This is a genomic window from Silanimonas sp., assembly GCF_027531545.1.
Lineage (GTDB): Bacteria > Pseudomonadota > Gammaproteobacteria > Xanthomonadales > Xanthomonadaceae > Silanimonas.
The window spans coordinates 527341-547273 of the sequence record NZ_JAPZSC010000001.1; the positions used below are offsets into that span (position 1 = coordinate 527341).

Consider the following 19933-nt stretch of genomic DNA (forward strand, 5'->3'; position numbering starts at 1 on the left):
CGTAATTAGCCCATAGGCCATAGGCGGACGTACCGGGCGAAGCCAATCGCCGCCCGCCTCGAGCGAAACGTCGCTGGACGCTGAGCAACAAAGTGGCAACCTCGAATCAGCTGGTTGGATTGAATGGCGTCTCGACGGAGCAGCCGTGAGAACCAGGGGCCGGTGATGCGTATCCCCCAGGCGTTCTCGTGCGAAAGCCAGACCACTGATACGAGGTCGACAAGGCCAATGAGACGGAGAACGGCCGCATCTAGAGTTCCAATTAGCTTGTAGCCCATGCCGCCCCCCTATCGTTCGCAACAAGCCGCAGGGTTTCACGGCGCTTAAGGAAGGGAAGTTGGTCAATAAGCCTGTGAGGAACGAGGCGCCCGACGAAAGCACCGGGCCGTCGAGGTCACCTCAAGAGGTCCTAAGCACAGACGCCTCGCTCACACCGGGCCGCAGTGCGCCCCCGCCTGCCAGGCACACAGGCCCCAGTGCCGGCCGCTTGGCACTAATGCGAGCACCGCCTGAACCGGTTAACCTTTGACAGTAATCGCATTCATTCACCCCAGAACACCTAGAGCATCGATCACGGATGACAGTTCCCACGATTTTCGACGCATGCCAGCCCCGCGACGACGTGCGCGAGGGTCGAGTCAGCGATGCCGATCTTGCCGCTGATCTTGCCGCTGTCATCCGCGGGAAAGCGGTCCCGGACTACTCCGACCCTGCCCGATTCTTCGCCAACACTTATCCAACCCGCGGCCTCAAGAACCTGCTGGAGGCTGTCTGCAGGCGCCTCAGCGGCGCAGGCGGCGAAGCGGCGGCGGTGCTTCGGTTGGATACTTCGTTCGGCGGCGGCAAAACTCACGGTCTCATTGCACTGGTCCACGCGGCCGGAGGCATGAAGGGCGTTGCCCGGCCGGAAGAGTTCATCGACCCCGCCCTTCTGCCGGCGGGGCCCGTGCGGATCGCCGCGTTCGACGGCGAGAACGCCGATCCGGCCAACGGGCGATCCATGGGAGATGGCGTCCGTGCGCATACGCCGTGGGGTGAGATCGCCTACGCCCTGGCCGGCAAAGACGGCTTCGAGCGCGTACGCGCGAGCGACGAGCAGGCCGTTGCACCCGGTGCCGATACCCTGAAGGAGCTGTTCGGCAACCAGCCAACCCTGATCCTGCTAGACGAGCCGGCCATCTATCTGCGCAAGGTGCGAGGACTGCCCCACGGTGGGCGAGACCAGCTTGCTGCTTTCCTTACCTCGCTGATCAAGGCCGTCGAGTCCTCTCCCAACGTCTCGCTGGTCTTCTCGCTGGCGGTCGGCAAGGACGGGCGGGCATCCGACGCCTACGCTGAGGAGAACGATTTCTTGGCCAGCCGAATGGCCGAGATCGAGAGCGTCGCCGCACGAAAAGCAACGCTGCTCAATCCGACGGAAGACGATGAGACCGCGCTGGTCCTCCGGCGCCGGTTGTTCGCCCAGGTCGATCCGCATAAGGCTGCCGAGGTCGTCGCTGCTTACCGTGCCCTGTGGAGGCAGCACGCCTCTGCACTGCCGCCGACGGCAGCGGATGGCGACATCGCCGAGCAGTTCGAGCGCAGCTACCCACTCCACCCCGCGCTGCTGGACACTCTGACGCACAAGACTGCGACGCTGGGCACGTTCCACCGCGTACGCGGCATGCTTCGTCTGCTGGTCCGCACCGTCGCCCAACTCTGGCAGGATCGGCCAGCCGACGCCACGGCGATCCATCTTCACCATATCGATCCGGCCAATCCGGCGATCTACCAAGAGATCGTCACCCGGCTTCAGCAGCCTGAGTTGGTCCCGGCCATCCGCTCCGATGTCGCCGGTGAAAAGGGCCAGTTCGCGCTCGCCCAGCAGATCGACAAGGCGCAGTATGCCGGCTTGCCGCCCTATACCGCCTATGCGGCACGCACGGTTCTGGTTCACACGCTAGCGTTCAACTCCGATCTGCGTGGCGTCAATGCCGACGAACTGCGGCTGGCGATGTTAGGTCCAACGTTGGATGGCGCCTTCATTGACGACGCACGGACCCGCTTCCGTGACCAATCCGCCTATCTCGATGATCGCCCCAACGCACCGCTTCGCTTCCTCTACGAGCCGAATCTCACCCAGCTCGTACGCCGCGAAGAGCGCAACGTCGATCGCGAAGAGATCCGCGCCGCGCTGCAGGACGAGATCCGACGGATCTTCGGCGGCACAACCCTAGACTTGGTGCCGTTCCCGGCCGGACCTTGGGACGTTCCGGACGAGGTCGGGGGAGGCGCGCCTCGCCTAGCGCTGATCAACCACGAGGCGGACACGGTGGTCCCCGGGCAGGAAGGCCTCCCCGATCGTGTTCAGGAAATCTTCGAGCGCAAGGGCAACTCAGGCAGCTTGCGAATGCAGCGCAACAACCTCGTATTTCTGGTTGCGGACGAGGGTCGCGTGCCGCTCATGGTCGAGCGCATGATGCGGCGACTTGCCCTGCAGCAGATGACGCGCAACGAGCGCATCCGCGAGCTCCCTGAGCACCACCAGGCCAAATTGCGCGAATGGCAGGAGCGGTCCCGCCACGAGCTAGCAGTCGCCGTGGCGCAGTGCTACCGGAATCTCTATTACCCGGCCCGCAATCGCGCTGCGGGCGCGAACGTCGATCTGGCCCACTCGGTCATCGACCTTGGCACGGCGTCTGATCGGCCCGGCGCGGGCCAGCAGCAGGTACTGACGGCGCTGCGCGACCTCAACAAGCTGCGCGGCGTTGAGGATGCGCCGGAGTCGCCGGCCTACGTGCGAGATCGTACACCGCTCAAGCGCGGCCAGATCAGCACGGTCGACCTGCGCAACGAGTTCCGCAAGGACCCAGCGCTCTCAATCCTGCTCGGCGACGATGCCTTCATCAAGCTGGTTCGCACCGGCGTCGAACGTGGCGACTACATCTATCGCCGAGGAGACTTGGTCTACGGCCAAGGCGATCCCGCCGCGCAGATCATGATCGACGAGCAGTCCTTCGTGCTCACCCGCGCATTCGCCGAGCAGAACGGGCTTTGGCCTCGCAAGCCGGTCGGGAGCGAGCTTTCGCCAGGCCAAACGGCGCCAACGCCTGCGGGCGCATCGCCGTCTGGTGGCTCAGCGCAACAGCCGTACTCATCGCACACGCCGACCAGTCAGCCTCCGGCTGTAGCGGAGCCGCGGCGCCTGCAGGCCGAAGGGCCGCTCAAGGAAGCCTTGGGCATTCTTTTTGACAGGGCACGCGGCAGCGGCTGCAAGCAGCTGGCAGCACTCACGGTGCAGTGCTTCGACGCTGGCGACCTGTTTCGCCTCCTTCCGGCGGCCAATGGTGTCTCCGGCGCCAGCAAGCAGGTCACCGTGAAGGTCGACTTGGAAATGGCCGAGGGTGGCCTGCTAACGATCGATTTCACGGGCCCACTGACCGAGGCCCAGTTGGTTCGCGAGTTCTTGCAGCCCCAGCTCACCGCGGCCAAAGACAAGAATCCGCGGATGCTCGGGGTGGAACTTCGCTTCAATGATGGCCTGGACCTGTCAGGCGATGCACCGGAGCGCCTGCGCGATCAGCTGACCCGCGTGGGCAATGGCGCTGCGTTCGTATCTGCTGAAGCGGAACGCGCCTGATGGCCAGCCGCAACGTTAAAACTATCCGCTCCGCCCGCAGTGCGGCGCCCCGTTACGAGCTGCGGCTCTACCGCCACGGCCCTGGCGACAGCGAGATGCGCGTCTACCGCCTGCCGGTTGCCGCCAGTGAGGACGGCGAGCCCGTTTTCGTCGGCGGACTGCGCGGCGCCGGGTTGGAGCGTTTCGAGCCCCGCATCCTGCGCATCCTGCGCCACCATGGCGTACGTCTCGGACTTGGCGCACCGGGTCAGCGCAATGTTCAGGGCCTCGATGAAGAGACCGCCCTAGTTCTTGGGCTGCTTTTCCGCACACTGGCGCCGATGCGCAACCGCGACAACATGCAGGCTTGCGTGGACGGCATCGAGCGCATGGGACGAGAGGAGGCCGCCTACTGGCTTGGGATGGTCATGCACCGCCACAAGCCCCGGCGCATTCTGCAGGCCCTGCGCATCGTCCTCAACGCGTCCGAGGATTGACCAAGACCGTGCGCAGCGTTCAGGACGTACGCGAGCTGCTTGATCGCTTGGACGAGACCGAGGCCGATGCGCTCGAAGCCCAGGATTTGGACTTCAAGCGGTGGGACGGGCGGAGCCTGCCCGACATGCAGCGTCGGCTCATCGAGGTGGCCGTCTGCATGGCCAACGGCGGTGGTGGCACCGTGGTGCTGGGCGTTGCTGATCGCGTGGTGGGTCGCGCCGCCGCAATTCTAGGCGTGCCGCTGGAGATCGACACCAACACCCTAGTGCGCGAGATCTACACCCAGACTGACCCGCGCCTGACCCCGGACTTTGAGGAGCTTTCTGTCCCAGAAGGTACCGGGCGCCTGTTGCTGATGCAGGTGCGCGGCCCGATGCGGCCCTACACCGACAGCGCCGGTCGCGGCACGATCCGCATCGACAAAAGCTGCGAGCCGCTCACCGGCAGCGCCCGCCGAGATCTGCTGATGGCCTCAGGCCAGGCGGATTTCTCGGCCCAGCCTGCCGAGGCGACCTGGTCGGATCTCTCGCCCTCCGCGCTGGAGGCCTTGCGCCGCGCCGCCCGCGCCGAACGTAGCCCGGAAGACCTGCTCACGCTGGCCGATCGCGACCTGATCGGAACGCTGGGCCTTGCCCCGAATGGAAGGCTGACCATCGCGGCCCTGCTGCTCGCCGGCACGCCCGAGGCCATTGCGCGCAATGTCTCCGGATACGGCTGGACCCATCTGCGCATGCGCAACGCCGCCGACTACACCGATCGGGCCGATGGAGGCGAGGCCTTGCCCGTAGCGCTGGCGCGGCTGCTGGACCGAGTGATGGCCGATAACCCTATCGCCACCGTCCAGCAGGGCCTGTATCACTTCGAGTACCGCGCCTATCCCGAGTTGGCCCTGCGCGAGGCGCTGCTGAACGCGCTCTGCCACGCCGACTACCAGCGCGGCGCCCCGATCATCGTCAAGCAGTATGCGCGCCGGCTGGAGATCAGCAATCCCGGCGGTCTGGTGGGCGACATTACGCCCGAGAACATCCTTCACCACCCGCCGGCGCCGCGGAATCCGCTGCTGGTCAACGCGCTGGTGCGGCTGCGCTTGGTCAACCGCAGCAACCTGGGCGTCAGCCGCATGTTCAAGGCCTTCCTGCTGGAGGGCAAACCGCCGCCGATCATCGAGGAGCGCGGCGAATCGGTCACTGTCGCGTTCCAGCGACACGAGTTCTCCGAGCCCTTCCGCCGCTTCGCCGAGGAAGAATCCGAGGCCGGCAGAGATCTGGATGTGGATCAACTTCTGGTGCTCCACCACCTGCTCGGCCATCCCGAGATTGATACCGCGACTGCCAGCCGACTCTGCCAACGCGGCGAGGCGCTGGCACGGGAAACGTTGAACGCGATGGAGACCGAGCGCGGCTATCTCGAACGCGGCGGTGCCGGCGGACGAGGCAGCTACTGGACGCTACGCGCCGACCTGCATCGCCGCTTGGGTGGTAGCGGCGATCCGGATCGGCAGCGACGGATCAGCCTAGAAGCGGCAAAGACCCGCATCCTTTCGCTGCTGCAGGAGCGCGCCGCTCGCGGCGAACCGGGTCTGACCAACGAGGATCTTCGCCGGATCACGCACCTTGACCGCTCGCAGGTGGTCCGCCTGATGCGGGAACTGCGCACCGCCCACCCCGAACTGCGCGACCCGGGCCGCGGTCGCGGTGCCCAGCATTGCTGGGTGCCCGCGGGGACGCCGGAATGAGACGGCGCGCATTGATGCCGCATTTCCGACAGATAAATGAGCGAGAAATGCGCGCCGGGCATTTCCGGGCGCATTTCGATCCCGCCGAACCGATCCCGGCAAGTCATGGGGCGAGGAGATGCTCGCCATGACCCTCGCCGAGTACCTGGACGCGACCGAATACGCCGCCCGCAGCCTGCTGGACGCCATCTGGCACGAGCAGGCGGAGGTCGAAACGCTGTCGGCTCGCGTCGCGACGCTGGAGCGGCGGGTGCAAGCCGAATACGCGACGGCGCTAGCGATCATCGACGGCGCCGAGACGCCTGACGATGTGATGCTCGGCGTGGGCCGGGATTTTGAGAACTACTTCGGCTCGGACCGCGAATGGCATGGCCAGCGGCAGGAGTTGGAAGTGCTGCGTGCGGCACGGGAAGCGCGAGCATCGGCACTGGGCGCCTTGGCAGGCAATCTGCTGCAAGTAGCCAAGCAGGGGCTTTCAATGGCCTTCGGTGAAGAGGCCAACTGGCCCGATGGCAGGGAAGTGCATAGCCAGACACTGAAGGCAGTGATCCGCAGCGCCCGCAACCAGACGCTCCACTGGGAGGAAGGGCAATGTCGGCCGGCAACCGTGCAGGTGTTCGAAGGCCTCGCGCAAGATTGCGGCGCGCCCTTCGCCGACTACAACACGTCCAACCTGGCGATGCTGGTCATCGCTCTCCTAGGCTGGCGAACCTATGACAACTACGTGGCGGACATGCGCCGCTTTTCTTGACGACGCGAACGACCACGGGTACGTGCAATGACGACTTCACGCCTGATCGAACATTGGTTGCCCATCGCTGCACTTGGCGAGGAGAGCGTGCGCGAGCGGCGTTCGATGACAGCTCTGCCACCAACCTACTACCTGCACGTGTGGTGGGCGAGGCGGCCGCTGGTGGCGTCGCGGGCGGCGATACTGGGCTCGTTGTTGCCAGCCGACGCAGATCAGGAGCTGTTCAAGCGCGTGCTCGGCATCCATGGTGATCCGGTCAAGACGCGGGCCCGCATTGATGCAGCAAAGCGAACCGGCGAAGACCTGGGGCTTGACCCCTACGGCTATGAGCGCGCCTTCAAATATGCGCCGACCGAATCGGAGAAGGCTTGGGTGAAGGCCGAGGCGAAGCGACTGGGGCTCACGTCGCCATCCGTGCTGGACCCGACTGCAGGCGGCGGATCGATTCCCTTTGAGTCCGTGCGCCTTGGCCTGCCGACCTACGGCAACGATCTCAACCCGGTGGCAGTGCTGATCCAGCGTGGCACCTACGATTGGCCGGTACGCTTCGGCGAGAAGGTGCGCAAACGCTTCGCCGAAATCGCGAAGCGCTTCGTGGAGCGGGTAGAGCCGAACCTTGTCGGTGTCTTTCCCGCTGAACCGGAGGGAACGCAAGTCCTGAGCTACTTGTGGGCACGCACCATCACGTGCCCGCACTGCGATGGCCTGGTGCCTTTATCGCCGAACTGGAAGCTGGCGGATGACGGAAAGGGAGTGCGGGTGAACCCCGACGCAGCGACCCGCCGCTGCAGCTTTCAGATCGTTGCCAAAGCCAAGGATCAGTCCGAAGGCACGGTGGCTCGCGGCGACGGGCTCTGTCCTTTCCCTGATTGCGGCCGTCCAATCGACGGCGCACAAATCAAGGCGGAGGCGCAGGCCGGGCGCATGGGTGAGCAGCTTTACGCGATCGTCTACAAGCGCCGTGTTCAGAAGACCAACAAGGCCGGGCGCAAGAGCGAGGGCTGGGAACGAGGTTATCGCGCACCGTCGTCCGAAGACGAAGTGTCCGCCATGATCGCGCAGCGGCTGGCCGAGAAGCTTCCGCTGTGGGAAGCGAACGACGATATTCCCAGCGAACGTATACCGCCCACCATCAACGACGACCGCCCTATCCAGTACGGCATGCCGCTATGGCGCGACCTATTCTCGCCGCGCCAGCTTCTTGGCCATGTCACTGCTGTGGAGATCTACCGCGAGTTGCTGGAAGAGGAGCGCGCGGCAGGTCGATTGGACGAGCTGACGCAGGCAGCCTTCGGCTATCTGGCGCTCTCCATCGACAAGTTGCGCGACTACAACTCACGAATGTCGGTTTGGCACTCCGCGCGCGGGGTCATGACGAACACATTCTCCACGCACGACTTTTCGCTTAAGTGGTCGCACGCAGAGATGGCGCCCGCAGTCACGGGCGGCGGGTTGGATTGGGTGCTGAGTCAGACGGAGAAGTGCATCGGCGAGCTGGTTGCACTTGTCTGTCCCACAGATTCCCCTGCGAAACGAGGACGCAAGGTGAGCGAATTGGACCAGCGCATGGGTGGTGGCCTTTTTGCGACCGGAAGCGCACCCGTCTCCGGCACTCAGACCATCGAGCTGAGCTGTAGATCTGGCGACGCGCTGGACCATATCGTAGATACAAGCATCGACTGCGTGGTGATGGACCCGCCGTACTATGACAACGTGATGTACGCCGAGCTTTCAGACTTCTTCTACGTCTGGCTCAAGCGCACGGCGGGCCGCGTTTATCCGGAGCTGTTCCGCCGCCAACTGACCGACAAGGACAGCGAGGCGGTAGCCAACCCGGCGCGCTTCCGAGGCGAGAAGGGCGCCAAGGCGCTTGCTGGACGCGACTACCAGCACCGCATGGCGGCAATCTTCGCCGAGTGCCGGCGCGTCCTGAAGCCGGACGGCATCATGACCCTGATGTTCACCCACAAGGCCACCGGCGCCTGGGATGCGCTGACCAAGGGCCTGATGGAGGCCGGATTTACCATCACGGCCTCGTGGCCGATCAACACCGAGGCCGAGGGCTCACTGCACATCAAGGACAAGGCAGCGGCCAACAGCACGATCTTCCTGGTATGCCGGCCACGCCCTCCCAAGCCGGCCGACGACACCCTGTACTGGGAGGATGTGGAGCCGAACTTGGCCGCCGCGGTTCGCAAGCGCGTGGCCGAGTTCCAGAAGGCTGGCATTCGAGGTGTTGATCTCTACCTTGCCAGCTTTGGCCCGGCGCTGGAGGAGTTTTCCAAGCACTGGCCGCTGCGCCGCGGACGCCCGCGGCCACAGCCCGAGCAGACCCGCCGCAATCGCCAAGCCGCACTCTTCCAAGAGCAGTCCGATCCCTACGAGGCGACGCCAGAGGACGCGCTGGAATCCGCACGGCGCGAGGTGAAGGATTGGCGCCTCAAGCAGCTCGTGCAGCAGAACACCCGCGCCGAGCTCGATCCGCCCACCGCTTGGTTCGTGCTGGCTTGGGACAGTTTCGGTGCACCGGAATTTCCTTACGATGAAGCCCTGATGCTAGCCCGCGCCGTGGGCGTGGACTTGGAGCGTGACATCGTCGGCAAACTGGCTGAGAAGAAGGCGAACAATCTTCAACTCCTTGACTCCGCAGCCCGTGTCGCCAACGGACGCAGCGGTTCGGCCGACGGCTCCAGCGGCATGCTTGATGCCTTGCACCATGTAGCGCAGCGCGTCCGCAGTCGCGGTGCGGCCGCTGGACTGGAGCTGGTACAGCACAATGGCCTCGATACCGAGCCGAAGTTTCTCCTCGCGCTCGAAGCCCTCCTGGAAGTGCTGCCGGTGCCGCCGAGACTGCGTGGCGAAGCCGGAGAGGCCGAAGACCACGCCGGCGATTTTGATGCCCTGGAGAAGCTGCGGCGCCTGGCCTTCGCTGATCAGATCGGACAGCCCGAACAGTTGCGCATGTTCGAAGAGCAGCAGCTCGCCATGGAGACGACCGGGTGAGCCTGCTCCGCGACCACGACTGGCGCATGCGCTACACGCCTGAACAGGGCAACCTGCTCGACCTCGTGTACGTGCCGGCCCTGCGTTGCGCACAAACCTACGACCGCACCACCGGCTACTTTAGCGCGCGGGCGCTGACCCTGGCGGCACGCGGCGTCGAGCACCTGATCCATAACGGCGGCCGCATGCGGTTGATCATCGGCTGCACGTTGAAGGAGCCCGAAGTTCAAGCGATCGAGAAGGGGCAGTCGTTGCGCGACACGGTGGAGGCGCAACTGCTGGCGAGCCCCTTGCAGCCGCAGCGCCCCGAAGAGTCCGATGCGTTGGCGTTGCTTGCCTGGATGGTGGCGCGTGGCGTGCTGGAGACCAAGGTCGCGATTCCCTGCGACAACCAGCGTCGTCCGCTCGCCGCGGACGGGCCGCTGTTCCATGAGAAATCCGGCATCTTCGAAGACAAAACGGGCGACAAGATCGCCTTCAACGGCAGCCTCAATGAGACCCCCGCAGGATGGACGCTCAACTGGGAGAGCCTGAACCTGTTCTGCTCTTGGGTGGAGCCAGGGCGCGTCGCCGCGGAAGAAGAGAGCTTCGCCCGTCTGTGGGCCGACCGAGCCAACCGGACCATCACCCTCGATGTGCCGGCCGCGGTGCGGCAGGACCTGCTGCGTTTCCTGCCGCCGGATGATCGGTTGCCACCGGGACTGCAGCCGACCGAGGAGGATGGCGATGGTGTCGAACCCAACGCGATTGATGCCGCCCCACCTGCGCCAGTCGTCGATCTGGACGAGCGCCGGCGCGCCCTCTGGGGATTCATCCGAGAGGCGCCGCGCCTGCCAGATGGCGGCACTCTCGTAGGCGAGGCCACGGCCGCCGTGACGCCCTGGCCGCATCAAGTGCGCGCCTTCCATCGCCTCTACGACCAGTGGCCGCCGCGCCTTCTGATTGCCGACGAGGTGGGCCTCGGCAAAACCATTCAGGCCGGCCTGCTGCTGCGCCAGGCATGGCTTGCCGGGCGTGCCAGCCGCATTCTGGTGATGGCACCGGCCAGCGTATGCAAGCAGTGGCAGATCGAGCTGCGCGAGAAGTTCAACCTGAACTGGCCGATCTACGACGGCCACGTGCTGCGCTGGCAGCCCACGCCGGCACAGCCTGAAGGGCGCGAACTGGCCGTGCTGAGATCCGAGTGGCATCGACAGCCGGCGGTGATCGTTTCCAGCCACTTGCTGCGCCGGCAGGACCGCTTCGACGAAATCATCAAGCAGGCGGAGCCCTGGGATCTCGTGGTCCTCGACGAGGCGCACCACGCCCGGCGGCGCAGCCTGGCCAATCTCGACGATGCGCGCCCCAATGCTTTGCTGCGGCTGATGCGCGAGCTGGCGCCGCGCGTACCGGGCCTCGTACTGCTTACGGCGACGCCGATGCAGGTGCATCCGATCGAGGTTTGGGATCTTCTCGCACTACTCGGCCTTCCCGAGGGCTGGCACGGCCGCGCCTTCCTCGACTTCTTCGAAATGGTGGCGCATCCGAATCCCTCAGGTGAGGCGTTAGACCGCATCGCACGGCTGTTCACCGCGGCCGAGCGACGGTTCGGCCTGCGCGATTCGGCGCAGTTGCAGCGACGGCTGGAAGGCGTTGGAACACTGCGCTTGCGCCGGGTGCTGGATGCCCTGCGCTCGGAAGCAAGCACCCCCCGCCGCATGCTCGGCGCTGAAGACCGGCAGCTTGCGCTACGCATCGCGCGGCAGGCTTCGCCCGTCAGCTGCCTGATCTCACGCCACACCCGCACCCTACTGCGGCGGTATCACGAGCGCGGGCTGATCTCGACGCGGGTGGCTACCCGCATGGTCGAAGACCGCTTCCTCGACATGAGCGAGGGCGAATCCGTGCTCTACGCTGCGCTTGAGGACTACATTACCCAGACCTACAACAAGGCCTCAAAAGAGGAACGCTCGGCCATCGGCTTCGTGCTGACGATCTACCGTCGACGCCTGGCCAGCAGCATCCGCGCCCTTATCCTGACCCTCGACAAGCATCTGCAGGCGGTGCGGCAGAGCAGTTCCGTAACAAGCCTGCTCTCGGACGATGATCGCGAGGCGCTGGAGTCGGATGTGGACGCCGGGGAGGAGACCGACATCGACGCCGCTGAGCGCGCGGCGCTAGCTCGCGAAGAGGCAGGCGAGATCGAGACGTTACTGCGATTGGCACGCAGCCTGCCCGAGGACACCAAGCTCGGCGCGCTTCGCGAGGCCATCGCCGAGTTGCGCGCCGGTGGGTATACGCAGGTGATGGTTTTCACCCAGTTCACCGACACGATGGACCTGCTACGCGAGAACCTCTCGGGCCAGGACGACCTGAAGCTAATGTGCTTCTCTGGGCGCGGCGGTGAGATCCGCGGACAGGATGGCGCATGGCGCACGATTTCGCGCGACGAAACCAAGCGCCGCTTTCGGCAGGGCGAGGCACATGTTTTGCTCTGCACCGATGCGGCCGCAGAAGGCCTCAACTTCCAGTTCTGCGGCGCTCTAATCAACTATGACATGCCGTGGAATCCGATGCGTGTCGAGCAGCGCATCGGCCGTATTGACCGACTCGGCCAGCGCTTCCCCGAGATCCGCATCCTGAACCTGCACTACGAGGACAGCATCGAGGCCGACGTGTACCGCGCACTCGGCTCGCGCATTGATTTGTTCCAAGCCGTAGTCGGAAAGCTGCAGCCAATCCTGTCCAAGCTGCCTAGCCTAATCACGGCGCGCGTTCTCACGGGGGGCTCTCGCGGAGAATCTGGACGCCAGCAGGTGGCTGATGAGGTAGCGCAGGAGGCTGATGCGGCCGAAGAGCAAAGCTTCGATCTCGATGCCATTCTTGAAGACGATCTGGTGATGCCGACGCGGCTCACGCCGCCATTGACCCTGCCGCAGCTGGGTGCGGTGATGCGCGCACCAGACCTGCTGCCTACCCAGCTTCAACTCACACCGCTAGGGAAGGTCGATTGGAGTCTGCGCCTGCCAGGCATGACGAAGCCGGTCCGTGTCACTGCCGATCCGGAGTTCTTCGAGCAGCACGCCGGTAGCGTGGAACTTTGGTCGCCCGGGAGCCCTGTGTTTCCAGAGCCGGAGTGGGCCGAGTGGAGAGCCGAGCTTGGGCCACCCCACTTCCCGAGTTAGATGATCGAAGTAACGCTTCACGCAAGGTGCAAGGTGACGCGCGCTCTTCGCGCAGTCACCACGAATCGTTGTCTCATGGCCGAAAACCTCAGAGCTCCCTTGGGCCTTTCTTGAGGCTCTCGGTTTATCGAAGCAGTTCCCGATTCTTCTCCGATTTGCTGCCAACTCCTTCAGCTGCTATCCATTTCGCTACTTCCCGCGAAACGACCGGCATGGATCAGCGATGAATGGAGTAGAAGGTGCCGGAAGCCTCTACTAGCGAATCCAGCATCGGAGAGAAGGGACACCCGCCAGATGTGAGCTGGGTTCCCAGGTCAGGCCATGGGCCGTCCGCGACCATCCCTCTCGAAGCGGGCATCGACGAACGGCTTCTTCGCGAATGCGGAATCCCCGGATTCGCACAGGCGCGCCGAGAAGTCAGGCTCATGGCGCGGGAGTATGCGCAGCGCGCAGTTCGGCTGGTGGCCAGATCGAAAGCCGATCGGCTGGCACTTGCCAAGGAACTCCAGGGGTCTGAACCAGCGTTTCGCCCTTATCGGGCCCGACTTTGTCTTGAGCTCAATGAGGCCAGGGGCTATCTGTACTTGCACTGGCGCTTTGCGGGGATTCGCAAAGGCCGGATCGTTCGCGAGTGTGCTCGGCAATGGAGCTGCCAATCGGATCTCGCCGCATTGACCTCGGGAGTGCATCCCACCGAAGAGCTCCTGATTCGAAAGACTGAGGCCGAGGCGACCGACATCCGCCTTCGTTGGTTCGCCCTTGTTCGACAGGTTCACTACATGAACGTCACCGAAGAACTGCGGCATTCAGATTATGCGGCCAGTCTGATCAAGCCAACCGCACAGGTGAAGTCTCGCGCCATCCAGTGGCTACGTGATGTGATCGGTTAGGTGACCCAAAAAAAGTCGCATCAAGAAACGCAGTCGTTCTGCCTCTAGGTGGACCCGGGCGCTAACTCGTCACACGATGCTCGCGGCGCAGCACATCAAGCTGATCCGCCCATTGCTGCAGCATCACGCGACGCTCTTCACGGTATGCATGTCGGTTGTAAGCGGCACGCGTCTTGTCTTTCGAGGCATGAGCGAGGCACATCTCGACCACATCAGCGTTTTCGCCTCGCGAATTGAAGTGGGTGCTGAAGGCCGCCCGCATGCCGTGGGGGGTGCCCTCTCCGCTGTAGCCAAGACGATCCATAACGGCATTCAAACTGCGATTGGCCATGGGGCGCTTGGGGTCCCGTCGATTGGGAAACATCACGCCCCTCGCAGCGGGCGAGAGCGCCCTGAGTTCTCGAAGCAATGCGATGGCCTGCCGAGAGAGAGGTACCCAATGGGCGCGGCCGCTCTTCATCCGTTCGGCTGGGATTTCCCACTCGCCTGTGTTGAGGTCGACCTCCTCCCATCGCCCCCCGATCACCTCGGACTTCCGGCAACTTGTGAGCATCACGAGCAGCATCGCAATCCGAGTTTGCTCATTCAGGGATGATCGACTATCGAGCTTTCTCAGAAAGTCCCCGATCTGGTCGCCCGAGAGTGCCGGATGATTCTTCTGATCTCGCTTTCTCAGAACGCGGATAGAGGGGACCGGATTGGCCGTCATCAGCCCACTATCGATCGCGTGCTCGAAGATGCTCCACAAGTAGTTCCGTAGGTTCCGAGCCACTTCAGGGGCACGCTTCTCAACGGCTTTGAGCAGCGAAGTCACCTCGACCCGGCTGATTTCGTCGACTTGACGACTCTTGAAGACGGGCAGGAGGTCGTTGCGCAACTCCCTCTCCCGCTGGGCCAGAGTCGCCCGCCTCAGGCCGTGAGCAGTCGCCGCTGACCAATCCGCTGCCACTGCAGCAAACGACCCCATTTCACGGGCCAGAGCCGATTGGATGAGGGCCTGCTTGCGTTCTCGCCTAGCCAGGACCGGATTGATGCCCTGCTGGACCAAGCGACGGGATTCCGCATGGGCTTGCCTAGCCTGAGCCAGCGTGACCTCGGGAAAGCGTCCGAGTGAGTCCAGGCCCTCCACCCCACCGATGCGGAACTTGTAGCGCCAGAGCTTCGCACCAGAGGGCTGCACCAAAAGGTACAAACCACCTCCATCGGCCAGCTTGTAGGCCTTGGCGGCAGGCTTCGCGGCGTTGATCTTGGCGACAGTCAGCACAAAAAGAAGTCCGTTTCGAGCCCGAAGAATACCTCCACCGACACCCCCAATTTTCCGGGATTTCGTGGGACTTCCTGAATCCTACCGGGACGTCAAGACGCCCGAAATCAAGGGAAAATCCAAAGCCCGCAGCCGATGTGGAATCTCTTGGCACCGAATGGGACGGGAGTTCAGGTTCCAGCTGGCGATCTTCATGGCCCGAAGTGTAGCGGCCGGGCCCCGGCGTTTGATCCCGGTCGGATTGCATGCGCGCCCGGAACCGCTACGCTCGGCGACTGGACGCCCGGAACCCCATGCCCACCCTCCTCGCCCGCCTGCTGGTCCGACTGCGAAAGGACTTCCGCCTCAGCATCATCACCGTCTTCGGGGTGTGCGCGGTGGTGGCGATCGCGCCGTTCGCGGCCCTGCGCTTCGCGCAGGGGCAATGGCTGGCGGGTGTCGTCGACGCGCTGATCGTGCTGGGCATCGTCGGGCCCTCGATCTACGCATGGCGGGGCGGCAACCTCGATCGCGCCGGCCTGTGCATCGCTGTCACCAACACGATGGGCGCCCTGCTGATCGTCGCGCTGCTGGGAAAAACGGGCGTGTACTGGCTGTTCCCCACCCTGCTCGCGAACTCCTTCCTGATCCGCCCCGGCATCGCCGGCAGCCTCGCGTTGGGGGCGGTCGCGCTCACGCAGCTGCAGCCGGATGCCTTCGAATCGCCCGGCCAACGGCTGACGGTGACGACCACCCTGCTGCTGGTCTCGCTGTTCGCCTACATCTTCGCCAAGCGCACCGCGATGCAGCGCCGCACGCTGGAGGAGATCGCCGCGCTCGACCCCCTCACCGGCGCGCGCAACCGCCGCGCCATGGAGGAAGAGGTCGCGATCGCGCTGAACGCCCACCAGCGCACCGGCCGCCCAGTGACCTTGGCGTTGCTCGACCTCGACCACTTCAAGCGGGTCAACGACCGCCACGGCCACGAGGCCGGCGATCGCCTGCTCTGCACCTTCGTCGAGCTCGTGCGCCGCTCCACGCGCGCAACGGACCGCCTGTTCCGTTTCGGTGGCGAGGAGTTCGTCCTCCTGATGGAGCACACCGATGAGATCGGGGCGATGCGCGCCTTCGCCAACCTGCAGCGCCGCATCCACGAGGAGCTGCGCGCCGGCGACGAGCCGGTAACCGCCTCCATGGGCGCCGCGGTCCTGCGCCACGGCGAGGGCCGCGATGCCTGGTTCGCCCGGGCCGACGCCGCGCTTTATCGGGCCAAGCAGAACGGTCGCGACCGCCTCGTGCTGGACGACGCGCCGCCATGACCCCGCGCGCCGTGCTCGCGCTGCTGCGGCAACGCACCCGGTCGGACTTCCGCCTGGGGGTGTACGTCGTCTTCGGGGCGCTGGCCGTGGTGATCCTGCTGCCCATCGCCTTCGTGCGGCTGGCCCAAGGGGCCACGCTGCACGCGGCCGTGGATTTCGCCGTGGTGGCCTTCATCGTGGGCGCCACGGTGCATGCCTGGCGCGGCGGCAACCTCGACCGCCTCGGCATGCTCGTGGCGTTCGCCGTGGCCTCCGGTGGCTGCATCGTCGCCACCATCAGCCCGGCGGGCTTGTACTGGCTCTACCCCATCGTGATGGCCATCGCTTTCATGGTGCGGCCGCGCGTCTCGATCCCGCTCTATGCCGGCGTGGTCCTGTGGCTGGTGATCGAAGGTGACGCGCTCGCGCAGACCGGGCAGCCGCTCGCCGCCCTGGCCGCGATCATCGTCAACGGCGTGTTCGCGATGATCTTCGCGGAACGCACCGGCGAGCGCCGCGTGCAGCTCGAACAGCTGGCGACGCTCGATGCCCTGACCGGCGCCGAGAACCGGCGCGCGCTGGAAACGGAGCTGGAGATCGCCATCGCCGGCTTCCGCCGAGACGCCCGCCCGGTGGCGCTCGCCGTGCTCGACCTCGACCATTTCAAGACCATCAACGACCGCTTCGGCCACGACGAAGGCGACCGCGTCCTGCAGCGCTTCGTGCAGCTCGTGCAGGCCTCGGTGCGCCGCACCGATCGCCTCTACCGCTACGGCGGCGAGGAATTCGTGCTGCTGATGCCGGCGACCGACGAGCTCAGCCTGCAGCTCGCGATGAGCCACTTGCGTTCGCAAATCCGCAACGGCCTGACGGTGCGCGGCGAGGCAGTGACGGTTTCGATCGGCGGCGCCATCCTGCGCACGGGTGAGAGGCGCGAAGCCTGGTTCGCCCGCGCCGACGACGCCCTGTACCGGGCGAAGCAAGCCGGACGGAACCGGCTGGAGATCGACGGCGTGGACTGAGCCGGGGCCTCAGGCGGGCAGGCGGCCGAGCAGTTCCGCCACGTCGCGAGAGAGCGCCGCGGAGCGCATCGGCGCCAGGGCCGCGATGGCTGCTCCGCGGGCCGCCACCGTCCACCGGGGCAAGCCCTCGAACGCGCCGAGCAGGCGCGCAGCGACCTGCGGATTGATCGCATCCAAGGCCTGTACCTGCGCCGCGACGAAGCGATAGCCGGCGCCGTCGTCGCGATGGAAGGCCGCCGGGTTCAGCCGCGCCAGACTGCCGACGATGGCGCGCACGCGGTTTGGATTCGTCGGGTGCCAATAGGGCCCGGCCACCAGCGCCTCGACATCGTCCAGCGCATCGGCGGCGGGCCGCGTCGCCACGACCGCCAACCATTTGTCGGTGACCAGCGCGTGGTCTGCGAATTCCGCGGCGAAGGCTTCGCGCGCCGGCGCCGCACCTTCGGCCTTGGCATGCAGCAGGGCGCGCAGCGCGGCCATGCGCTCGGTCATCGATCCAGCATCGGCCCACAGGCGACGCGCGGCTGCACCGCCATCGACCCGGGAAAGCCACGCAAGCGCGGCATGACGGAAGCTGCGCGCGGCCATCGCGGCATCGTCGAGCCCGCCACGCGCGGCGGCGCGGAGGGCATCGACGCGCTGCTGCAGCGCCTCGCGATGGGCCGTGGCAAGCGAGAGGCCCAGTCGTTCGCGGGCGGCGGCGAGCGCGCCCGGATCGACCACGGCAACGGCGTCGGCCAAGGTGTCGAAATCCGGCAGCGCCAGGCACTCGGCAACAAAGGCCGGGTGCGCCTGCGTGTCCGCCAGCAGGGCGCCAAGCGCCGCCGACAGCGCGGCCTCCGCGGCATCGACATCACCCAGGCCGTCCACGGATTCGCCCGCGCGTGCGAGCAGCACGTCGAGCGCGAGGTGTTGCAGGGCATCCCATCGTGCGAAGCCGTCGCTCTCGACCTGCACGATGCGGGCCCGCTCCTCGGGCCGCATCGGCATCCGCAGGCGGATCGGCGCAGCGAAGCCGCGGTTCAATACCGGCAGGGGCTCGGCGTCGAGACCCTGCCAGCGCAGCGTGTGCGTGGCGTGGCGCAGCAGCAAACCGCCAGGGATCGGATCGGCGTCATGCGCGTCGGGCGGCGGCAAGGCGCGGCCGTCCGCGGCATAGAGCGCCAGGCGGAACGGGATCGGCAGCGGCGCCGCATCGGGCACGTTCGCCGGCGGGCGCTGGCGCAGCACCAGCGTGTAGCCGCCCGTCGAAGGATCGAAGGACCGCTCGACGTCCAGCACGGGCGTGCCGGCCTGCGCATACCAGGCGAGCATGTCGGTGCAGTCGATGCCGGTGGCCGCGCTGTGCGCGGCGTAGAAGTCTTCCAGCGTGGCACTCCGGCCGTCGTTGTCGGCGAAGTAGCGGTCCATGCCGGCGCGGAAGGCCGCCTCGCCCAAGCGCGAATGCAGCATGCGGACGATCTCGGCGCCCTTCTCGTAGATCGTCAGCGTGTAGAAGTTGTTGATCTCGCGGTACTCGGCCGGACGCACCAGATGGGCCAAGGCCCCGGCGTCTTCGGCGAACTGGCGGGCGCGCAGCAAGCGGACGTCGTCGATGCGCTTCAAGTCGCGCGAGTGCAGGTCGGCGGTGAATTCCTGGTCTCGGAAGACCGTCAGGCCTTCCTTCAACGATAGCTGGAACCAGTCGCGCAGGGTCACGCGGTTGCCCGACCAGTTGTGGAAGTACTCGTGGCCCACCACCGATTCGATGCCCATGAAATCGGCATCCGTCGCGGTGCGCTCGTCGGCGAGGATGTAGCGGGCGTTGAAGATGTTCAGGCCCTTGTTCTCCATCGCCCCCATGGTGAAGTCCTGCGCGGCGACGACGTTGAACACGCCGAGGTCGTAGCAGCGACCGAAGCGCGATTCGTCCCAGCGCAACGCACGCTCGACCGCACCGAGCGCGTAGCGGCAGGGTTCGGCGTCCTCGCCCTCCACCCAGACGTTCAGCTCGATCGCACGACCATCGGCGCCGGTGATCGCCTTCGACACGCGGGCCATCGGCCCGGCCGCCAGCGCGAACAGGTAGCAGGGCGTCGGGTGCGGGTTGTGCCATTCGGCCTCGTGGCGGCCGTCGCCGAGATCGCACTCGGCCATGCGATCGCCTCCGGCCAGCAGCACCGGATACTGCGCACGCTCGGCCCGCAGCGTGGTGCGCCAGCGCGCCTGCACGTCCGGGCGATCGACGAAGAACGTGATGCGCCGGAAGCCCTCGGCCTCGCATTGGGTCAGCAGAAGGCTGCCGCTGGTGTAGAGCCCTTCGAGGCGGGTGTTGGCGGCCGGATGGACGCGGACGCGCGTGCGCAGCGTGCAGGCCGCGAGGCCGCGCGCCGCATGCACGGTCAGCCCCGACCCGTCCTGCGCGAAGTCCTCCGCGGCCAAGGCGCGACCGTCGAGCTCGATGGCCAGCAGCTCGAGGTCCTCGCCGTCGAGCCGCAGGGTCGCACCGGGGTCATCGCAACGCAGCGCCAGCGTCGCCTCGACCGCGCTCGATTCGCGTTCAAGATCGAACACCAGCGCGACGTCGGTGATGGTCCATGCCGGCGGGCAGTAGTCGGCGAGGCGGATCGGCGGCGAGGCGGTGTCGGACATCAGGGCGTGGTGATAGCGGGGCCGCGCAGCATAGCCCTCGCCGCCGGTGGGCGACGTATCCACGACTGGATTTGCGGACCGGACCGCGACAATCGGACAC

The 19933-nt window shown here is 65.8% G+C and carries 11 protein-coding genes; 9 read left to right on the plus strand and 2 right to left on the minus strand.

Annotation, left to right across the window (positions count from 1 at the left end; translation table 11 throughout):
- Positions 1-577 precede the first annotated feature (577 nt).
- The 7 genes from O9280_RS02335 to O9280_RS02365 all read left to right on the plus strand — a co-directional run bounded on the left by O9280_RS02335 (position 578) and on the right by O9280_RS02365 (position 13639).
- Positions 578-3619, plus strand: a complete 3042-nt coding sequence (locus O9280_RS02335) for a DUF499 domain-containing protein (protein ID WP_298338241.1) — start codon at positions 578-580, stop codon at positions 3617-3619.
- Entirely contained in the window at positions 3619-4095 is a 477-nt protein-coding gene (locus tag O9280_RS02340) for a hypothetical protein (protein ID WP_298338243.1), read from the plus strand. The genes O9280_RS02335 and O9280_RS02340 overlap by 1 nt, the downstream gene beginning before the upstream one ends.
- Entirely contained in the window at positions 4092-5831 is a 1740-nt protein-coding gene (locus O9280_RS02345; RefSeq protein ID WP_298338245.1) for an ATP-binding protein, read from the plus strand. The genes O9280_RS02340 and O9280_RS02345 overlap by 4 nt, the downstream gene beginning before the upstream one ends.
- 127 nt (positions 5832-5958) lie before the next feature.
- Positions 5959-6582: a hypothetical protein gene (locus tag O9280_RS02350; protein ID WP_298338247.1), complete on the plus strand. Its 624-nt coding sequence runs from the start codon at positions 5959-5961 to the stop codon at positions 6580-6582.
- A 27-nt stretch (positions 6583-6609) separates the two neighbouring features.
- Complete coding sequence (locus tag O9280_RS02355; RefSeq protein WP_298338249.1) at positions 6610-9585, plus strand: DUF1156 domain-containing protein; 2976 nt, start codon at positions 6610-6612, stop codon at positions 9583-9585.
- Positions 9582-12749 carry a helicase-related protein gene (locus O9280_RS02360; RefSeq protein ID WP_298338251.1) on the plus strand — a complete coding sequence of 1056 codons (3168 nt, stop codon included), beginning with the start codon at positions 9582-9584 and terminating at the stop codon, positions 12747-12749. Before O9280_RS02355 ends, O9280_RS02360 begins: the two co-directional genes overlap by 4 nt.
- A gap of 425 nt (positions 12750-13174) precedes the next feature.
- Positions 13175-13639 carry a hypothetical protein gene (locus O9280_RS02365; RefSeq protein WP_298338254.1) on the plus strand — a complete coding sequence of 155 codons (465 nt, stop codon included), beginning with the start codon at positions 13175-13177 and terminating at the stop codon, positions 13637-13639.
- Positions 13640-13700: 61 nt separating this feature from the next.
- On the opposite strand, the gene O9280_RS02370 is transcribed toward O9280_RS02365, so the two are convergent.
- Positions 13701-14903 carry a tyrosine-type recombinase/integrase gene (locus O9280_RS02370; protein ID WP_298338256.1) on the minus strand — a complete coding sequence of 401 codons (1203 nt, stop codon included), beginning with the start codon at positions 14901-14903 and terminating at the stop codon, positions 13701-13703.
- Between the two features lie 293 nt (positions 14904-15196).
- Here O9280_RS02370 and O9280_RS02375 point away from each other — a divergent pair, with 293 nt between their 5' ends.
- Positions 15197-16201, plus strand: coding sequence for a GGDEF domain-containing protein (locus O9280_RS02375; RefSeq protein ID WP_298338258.1), 1005 nt, complete (start codon positions 15197-15199; stop codon positions 16199-16201).
- A complete protein-coding gene (locus O9280_RS02380) occupies positions 16198-17202 on the plus strand; it encodes a GGDEF domain-containing protein (RefSeq protein ID WP_298338260.1) in 1005 nt (334 codons plus the stop codon). Before O9280_RS02375 ends, O9280_RS02380 begins: the two co-directional genes overlap by 4 nt.
- 9 nt (positions 17203-17211) lie before the next feature.
- On the opposite strand, the gene pepN is transcribed toward O9280_RS02380, so the two are convergent.
- Complete coding sequence (pepN, locus tag O9280_RS02385) at positions 17212-19833, minus strand: aminopeptidase N (protein WP_298338262.1); 2622 nt, start codon at positions 19831-19833, stop codon at positions 17212-17214.
- Between the last annotated feature and the right edge of the window lie 100 nt (positions 19834-19933).